General features: G+C 69.5%; 1 protein-coding gene and 1 pseudogene. Both read right to left on the bottom strand.

Annotated elements, in window-relative coordinates; translation table 11 throughout:
* Nucleotides 1–492: pseudogene (locus tag NQ160_RS23765) on the bottom strand (phosphate ABC transporter permease PstA); the annotation flags it as partial.
* Nucleotides 492–906, bottom strand: a 415-nt coding sequence (locus NQ160_RS23760; RefSeq protein ID WP_257517448.1) for a PstC family ABC transporter permease, incomplete at its 5' end; no start/stop codon positions are given. The pseudogene NQ160_RS23765 and the gene NQ160_RS23760, both read right to left, overlap by 1 nt.

Below are 906 nucleotides of genomic sequence, written 5' to 3'. Positions count from 1 at the left end.
CGGAATCGAGATGGCCGCCGCCGCGAGGGTGATCAGGAGTGTGCCCACGATGGCGTGCAGCGCGCCGCCGCCCTCGCCGACGACGTTGCGCATCGAGTGGGTGAAGAACTCCGCAGACAGTCCGGCCACGCCGTTGGTGACCACCGTGATCGCCACCGACACCAGCGGCACCATCGCGACGAGGAAAGCCGCCGTCACCACGCCGGTGACCAGGCGGTCCTTGCCCTTTCGAGCGCCCTCGATGACGGTCGAGATCGTGGTGCTGAGTGCGAGGTACACCAGTGCCGAGACGATGGCCCAGCCGGCGACGTTGAAGGCGGAGTCGCCCGCGAGGGCGATGACGGCGAACAGCAGTGCGACGCCGGCGGCGGATCCGGCGAGCATCGCCCAGGGCGCCCAGCGCGGCAGGCGGCCGCTGGTCAGGCGCAGTGAGGCGGGCGCCGGTGCCGGGGACGGCGCCGACGAGGGAGCGGGGGAGGTGGTGACGGTCATCAGTTGGCCCCCGAGAATTCCTTGCGGCGGTTGACGACCCAGCGCGCCAGCGCGTTGACGGCGAACGTGACCACGAAGAGGATCAGGCCGGTCGCGATGAGCACGTTGACGTTGGTGCCATACGACTCGGGGAAGGTGAGGGCGATGTTGGCAGGGATGGTGCTGGGGTTCGACGGGGTGAACAGGCGGAAGGTCACCACGCCCGTGGCCGAGAGGACCATCGCCACGGCCATCGTCTCTCCGAGCGCGCGGCCGAGACCGAGCATGGATGCCGAGACGATGCCGGAGCGACCGAACGGGAAGACGGCCATGCGGATCATCTCCCAGCGGGTCGCGCCCAGGGCCAGCGCTGCCTCTTCGTGCAGACGCGGGGTCTGCAGGAAGATCTCGCGGCAGATCGCGGTGATGATCGGA

The sequence above is a fragment of the Microbacterium sp. zg.Y909 genome (assembly GCF_024626565.1).
Note: the sequence above shows the minus strand (reverse complement) of the source record. Positions and strands in the feature narration are given on the sequence as shown.